Annotated in this window: 5 protein-coding genes; 3 read left to right on the top strand and 2 right to left on the bottom strand. The window is 60.3% G+C overall.

Annotated features, from left to right (window positions below):
* Positions 1 to 182 precede the first annotated feature (182 nt).
* Together EWH12_RS21345 and EWH12_RS21340 are read right to left on the bottom strand one after the other, a co-directional pair.
* Positions 183 to 1,358 (bottom strand): TonB-dependent receptor, encoded by a 1,176-nt coding sequence (locus EWH12_RS21345; protein ID WP_129927764.1) that lies wholly within the window; start codon positions 1,356 to 1,358, stop codon positions 183 to 185.
* A 191-nt stretch (positions 1,359 to 1,549) separates the two neighbouring features.
* Complete coding sequence (locus EWH12_RS21340; protein WP_129927763.1) at positions 1,550 to 2,488, bottom strand: LysR family transcriptional regulator; 939 nt, start codon at positions 2,486 to 2,488, stop codon at positions 1,550 to 1,552.
* A 65-nt stretch (positions 2,489 to 2,553) separates the two neighbouring features.
* Between EWH12_RS21340 and EWH12_RS21335 the strand changes: the two genes are divergently transcribed.
* Genes EWH12_RS21335 through EWH12_RS21325 form a run of 3 tightly spaced genes read left to right on the top strand, consistent with a single transcriptional unit; the run spans position 2,554 to position 5,613 of the window.
* Positions 2,554 to 3,465, top strand: coding sequence for an HpcH/HpaI aldolase family protein (locus EWH12_RS21335; RefSeq protein ID WP_066608631.1), 912 nt, complete (start codon positions 2,554 to 2,556; stop codon positions 3,463 to 3,465).
* A 40-nt stretch (positions 3,466 to 3,505) separates the two neighbouring features.
* The gene (locus EWH12_RS21330) at positions 3,506 to 4,390 is read left to right on the top strand and encodes an amidohydrolase family protein (protein WP_165363693.1); all 885 of its coding nucleotides are present in this window, start codon (positions 3,506 to 3,508) and stop codon (positions 4,388 to 4,390) included.
* Entirely contained in the window at positions 4,387 to 5,613 is a 1,227-nt protein-coding gene (locus EWH12_RS21325; protein ID WP_129927762.1) for an MFS transporter, read from the top strand. The genes EWH12_RS21330 and EWH12_RS21325 overlap by 4 nt, the downstream gene beginning before the upstream one ends.
* Positions 5,614 to 5,782 lie beyond the last annotated feature (169 nt).

The following is a 5,782-nucleotide window of genomic DNA, read 5'->3' as shown; positions in this document are numbered from 1 at the left end:
AAATTACACCAATGCCGGGGGGAGTGGCCCTCGGGCTACGCCCTCACGCCACTCCCCCCGGCATGTAACACGATGGCCTGGTTTTACGCCGCCGAATGGCCGACTTTTGCTCCGCCGTTGACAGACAAGGCTGATCGCCGAACGGCATGGGAGTTTCTCGAACACCTGCTGAAAGCGGTGCCCTACCGCATCCACACGATCCTGACCGACAACGGCCCTGCATCGTCCGAGACAAAACGCAGCTCCTGGCTGGTCGCCCAGGTCTTCTGTTGCGCGATGAAGTTGTTTTGCAGGGCGGCCGTACGATCGACATCCTCCACATTATAGCTGCGCTCGCCGCGATAGGCGGACAGGAAGGAGATGGTTCCGGCATCGGCCTTGCGGTCGATCCTCAGCACGCCGCCCCATTGGCGGATGCCTTGCTCGCCTTCGGTTTCGCTCCGGCCGCTGCGAATATTCTCTTCCTGGGTGGGATAGGGCGGTTCGAAAAAGTCGCGGACGATGAGCGGCGTTCCGGGCACATCGACAATAGCGCTCTTTAGCACGCCGTCCTGATCGACCTTGGAATAATCGACTGTGAGGCTGACCTCCCAATCGTCACTTGGCGTGAACAGGAGCGACCCGCGCAAAGCCTGGGAGTCGACGCCGTTGGCGCGATTGCCGGTGGTGAGATTGCGATAGGCACCATCGGTATGGAGGGAAAATCCAGCAATTCGGGCGGACAGCTTGTCCTCGACCACCGGCGCGCTCACCGCCGCTTCGAACTGCCGGCGCCCCAACCCGCCCAGTTCGGCGAGCACATAGCCGTCCAGATGATCGGTGGGCTTGCGCGTGATGATGTTGATGACGCCGCCGACGGCGTTCTTGCCATAGAGCGTACCCTGCGGGCCGCGCAGCACCTCGACGCGTTCGATGTCAAACAGCGCCGCATTGGCTTCGCCCGACTGCGCAATATAGGCGTCGTTGATATTGACCGCGACACCCGAATCCGTGGTCAGATCCTCGTTGGATTTGCCGATGCCGCGAATGATATATTCTTCATTGTTGATTTGTTCCGAGTAGATCTGAAGGCTGGGCGCAATCCGGGAAAGCCCCTCGACTGTGACGATGCCCTGACTTTCGAGCTTGTCTCCACCAAAGGCGCTGATGGCGATCGGCGTAGCCTGCACGGAGCCGGCGCGGCGTTCTGCCGTGACGACGATATCGGCAATACCCTGCATTTCCTGGCCTGGCTCTGCCGCGGCTGGATTCGCGGTTCGGGCCGCCGCCATGGGCGACAGCGCAGATCCGATCAGGATGATGGGTGCGGACCTCCTTATCGAGCGCGAAAGGCCCCCCTTCAGCTGGCGCATGGTCATTTCCTCTCCTTTGCAATCGCGCCGCAATTTTAGTCTGTCCGCAATGTGCCGGATCGTTGCATCAGGACCAACAGGCCCCGCAGTTGCAATGTCACCAGCCGCATCCGCGGACTGATCCAGCGGCGTCGTTACTTGGATAGGGGATGAGGGTTGATCTATTCCAATTCAATATGAGAGAGCGATTGTTTGGTTTAAGAAATCAAACTTGGATTTGAGGCTTGGCCATCTTTGCGATGCGCCGATGCAATCGTCGCCTGGGCCAGTCGACGGAAGTTCGCAACGAGCGCACTCTCTTCACCGGCACGACAACCAAGCAGCAGGCGTGTGACCGCCCCTTCATCGGACAGCGGCCTGAAGCTGATATTGGGCACCTTGATGCACTGTAGTTCCGAAGGCACGATCGCCACGCCGAGGCCCGAAGCGGCAAGACTGATAATCGTGGAGGATTCCTGGGCCTCCTGCACGATGTTGGGCATGTGGCCCTGGCGTGAGAAAAGCTTGATGACCTGATCGTAGATACCTACCCCCGACTTGCGGGGGTAGAAGATGAGAGGCTCGTCCTTCAGTTCGCCAATCGTCAGCGTTTCGAAGCGGTTGAGCGGGTGTTCGGCATGCATGGCTACGACCAGGGGATCTTCGACGAGATGCGTGAAGCTGATCTCCGATCGATGGGGAGGTGTGAGTGTCCGCATGAAGCCGATGTCGATTTCACGGTCCGCAAGAGCTGTCATCTGGCCCTGTGAGGAGATTTCGTGCAGCGTCATCTTTACCTGCGGGTAGCGGGTTCTGAAGGTTCGGATGATCTTGGGGAAGAAGAAGAGCAGCGACGAAGCAGCGGTGAACCCGATCCGGAGATGTCCCGCTTCGCCGACCACCATTTCATGAACATCGTCCACGGCGCGTTCGAGTTGTCCAAGGATCGAAGCGGCATTGGATCGGAACGCTGCCCCTATTTCGGTCAACGACACACGCCGCTGGGTACGGTGAAACAGCTGCGCCCCCAGTTCGCGTTCGAGCGACTGGATCGCCAGCGAGAGCGGGGCCTGCGTTATATTAAGTCGCTCAGCGGCACGGCGAAAATGCAGTTCTTCGCAAAGGACGGTGAAATACCGTAGCTGTCGAATATCCATTGATATATTGTCCCCATCAATCGCCTCCCTGTATTAAATTAGCATAAAACGATCTCACGCGGCAAATGAAGGGCGAGCGGCGGTTGATATGCTGTCTGCCGGAAAATAATCAGCTGCGCGACCTGTTCGATCTGGAGGGAGTCGCGCGCAAGACGGAGAGGTCTGGAATGCGTTATGATCGCCTGCGCGGCATGGATTTGGAAATGTCCGTGATGCCGCGCCTTGCGGCTGGGCAGCGAATATTATCCCTCGGCATCCGTTTCAGCCGTACGCCCGATATCGCACGCATGGCATCTGGCGCGGGCTACGATCTGGTCTGGATCGACTTGGAACATAGCAGCATGTCGATCGATGCGGCCGCACAGATTGCAGCGACTGCGCACGACATCGGGCTGGGGGCCTGGGTGCGCGTTCCGGAGCGTGAATATGGTGTCATCGGCAGACTTCTCGACAGCGGTGGCACGGGGATCATAGGCCCAAAGATCGAAACAGAAGCTGATGCCCGTCTCCTTGCTGGCGCTTGCCGCTTCCCCCCCCTTGGCCAGCGGTCGATGCTTGCACGGCTCCCGCAGACGGGGTTCGTCCGAACCGGGGCTGACGAATTCGTGGCGACGGCTAACAACTCGGTCGTGGTTCAGGCCTTGATTGAATCACCCCGCGGAATCGAAAATGCCGATGCGATCGCAGCCGTGTTGGGAATCGACATCATTGGGGTTGGCACCAACGACTTGACCGCCGAAATGGGGTGCCCCGGCAAGGTTCGTAATGCAGCGGTGATGGAAGCCTGCGCGCATGTAGCCTCTGTAGCACGCGCGCATGGAAAGGTGGCGATTATCGGGGGAGTCGCGGATGACGATCACTTTCTGGAATTGCTGGAGATGGGGTTCTCGCCGTTCATCTTCGCCGGCATCGACACCGATGTCGTGGCCGACGGATTGGTCCAGCGCGTCGACAGTTGGCGCGGGAAATTCGCCTGAAACGATCAATTCAACTATTTGACCTTACGGGAAGACCAAGATGACAGCACATGAACCGCTCCTTTCCCAGCCAATGCGCCCGGCCGAGACGCTCGAACGTCCGGTGTTCGAGATGCCCGGTGGGGCCGTTGACGCTCATATGCATATCTTTGGACCGCTTGATCGCTATCCATCGGTCGAACGGCCACATTACACCTTGCCCGATGCGACGCTTGTTCAGTTTCGCGCGGCCATGCAGGTGCTGGGCCTGCGCAATTTCGTGATCGTCCAGCCGAGCTTCTACGACACCGATAACCGATGCCTGATCGACAATCTGAAGGCCGCGGGCGACATCGCCCGGGGCGTCGTCATGGTCGAGCCGGACATCGATGCGGCGACGCTGCAGGCCTATACGGATGCGGGTGTATGCGGCGTGCGGTTGGACCTGTTCAAGCGAGCGCAGTTGCCCCTGGTCGAGATCCAGGCCTATATCCTGGCAATGGCCGCCAAGGTCGCACCATTTGGCTGGCATCTCCAATTCTATGCGCCCGGCTTTATCGTCCGTGACCTGATCGACTTTCTTGGGGCGCTGGAGATCGACTATGTCATCGATCATATGGGCTATATGCTGGAGGAAGATGGTCTGACGGAGGCGGATTTCGCGCGCCTGCTGGCGCTCATGACTCAGGGACGCTGCGGGCTCAAGCTTTCGGCTCCCTACCGGCTTGCAAAAAAACGCGGCATGGACGCAGTGAACGAAATCGCCAAAACCATTGTCGCGGCCGCTCCGGAACGCGCCATTTGGGGGTCTGACTGGCCACATATCCCGGAGGGAGCGCGTGATACCGGCGCCTTGCTCAATCTGCTCGCCATCTGGGCGCCCGATCCAGCGGTCAGGAAGCAGATTCTGAGCGATAATCCCAGAAAACTCCTGGGTTTCGCATGACCATGAGCGCGATAGAGGACATCGAAGCAGAGGCCCAAAAGGACCGCTCCACGCGGGTTGGCGTGGTCATCTTGTCATTCCTCATCGTCATGGTCGATGGCTATGACACGCTGATGGTGTCCTTTGTGGCGCCATTGCTCGCCAAGGCGATGCAGCTTGAGCCCATCAATATCGGGCAGCTTTTTGCCGCAGGCTATTGCGGCGCGATCGTCGGCGCGGTCTCGATGGGGCCGCTGTCGGATCGCTATGGGCGAAAGCCCTTGCTTGTCGGAGCGCTTCTGCTCGCCGCGATGATGACCTTCGCCTGTTCGCTTGCGCAGAGCTTCCATCAACTCGCCGCCTTGCGTTTCGTGGCAGGTATCGGGTTAGGCGGCGCTTTGCCGGCCGTCATCTCCCTTACGGCGGAACATGCCGGGGCTACCCGCCGTGCGGGCACCGTGACGCTGATGTATATCGGCTATCCCCTGGGCGCGGTCGTGGGCGGCGCCCTGACGGCGGCCGTCCTGCACACGGGCTGGCAGATCGTTTTCGCCTGCGCAGGTGTCGCCTGCCTGCTCGCGACCGGGGCAGCGCTTGCCATTCCTGAATCGTTCAAGGGTAGGGAAGCCGTGCGCGGGGCCGGGCAGGGGCGAAATTTCCTGCGAGCGCCGCTTTCGGAAGGACGGCTATGGCCGGCGGTCAGTCTGTGGCTGGGGCTGTTCTGCCTGTTGATGCTGACCTATGCTCTGGTCAGCTGGACGCCGTCGCTGGTCGTCTCACGGGGCGGTACGCCGCAATTGGCCGCGCTTGCGGGCGTCGCGCTCAATCTGGGCGGCATCAGTGGCGCCCTTTTCAGCATTCCGCTGATCAATCGCTTCGGCCCCTATCTTCCGATCGCCCTCATGACGCTCATGGGCTCTGTCTTCGTCGCCCTGATCGGCGCTCCGCTAGCCTCCCAACCGTTCGTTTTCGCAATATTGTTCCTCGCGGGTTTTTGCGTCCTCGGCGCCCAGATCAACTTCCCCGCGATGATGGTCGAGCTGTTTCCGCCGCCCGTGCGCGGCGCTGGTTCGGGGATCGGCATGGCCGTGGGGCGGCTGGGGTCGATCATTGGACCGCTTCTGGGCGGCGCTCTGGTTGCGGCCAAGCTGCCGGAAACTCGGTTGTTCCTTGTTGCGGCGGTGCCTGCGCTGTTGGCCGCGCTTGCGATGTTCAGTGCGGGCTGGATGCGTCGCGATCGCTAGGGCCTGCTTGACTGAGGTTGGGCTTTCCTCAAATCGATCTGCTAGAGCGGTTTCCACACGAACTGAATCGGTAGGGGTTCCCTTCGCTGCGCTGATGTGATTCACGCTGTCTGCTGGTGACAGGAGGCCAGCATGGATGGCACGAACGCTTTCACAGGACCTGCGGGAC

This window comes from Sphingobium cupriresistens, from assembly GCF_004152865.1.
GTDB classification, from domain to species: domain Bacteria; phylum Pseudomonadota; class Alphaproteobacteria; order Sphingomonadales; family Sphingomonadaceae; genus Sphingobium; species Sphingobium cupriresistens.
Note: the sequence above shows the minus strand (reverse complement) of the source record. Positions and strands in the feature narration are given on the sequence as shown.

Coding starts and splice junctions, on each gene's coding strand:
- EWH12_RS21345 (WP_129927764.1), bottom strand. CDS start 1,358: ATGACCATGCGCCAGCTGAAGGGGGGCCTTTCGCGCTCGATAAGGAGG.
- EWH12_RS21340 (WP_129927763.1), bottom strand. CDS start 2,488: ATGGATATTCGACAGCTACGGTATTTCACCGTCCTTTGCGAAGAACTG.
- EWH12_RS21335 (WP_066608631.1), top strand. CDS start 2,554: ATGAAGGGCGAGCGGCGGTTGATATGCTGTCTGCCGGAAAATAATCAG.
- EWH12_RS21330 (WP_165363693.1), top strand. CDS start 3,506: ATGACAGCACATGAACCGCTCCTTTCCCAGCCAATGCGCCCGGCCGAG.
- EWH12_RS21325 (WP_129927762.1), top strand. CDS start 4,387: ATGACCATGAGCGCGATAGAGGACATCGAAGCAGAGGCCCAAAAGGAC.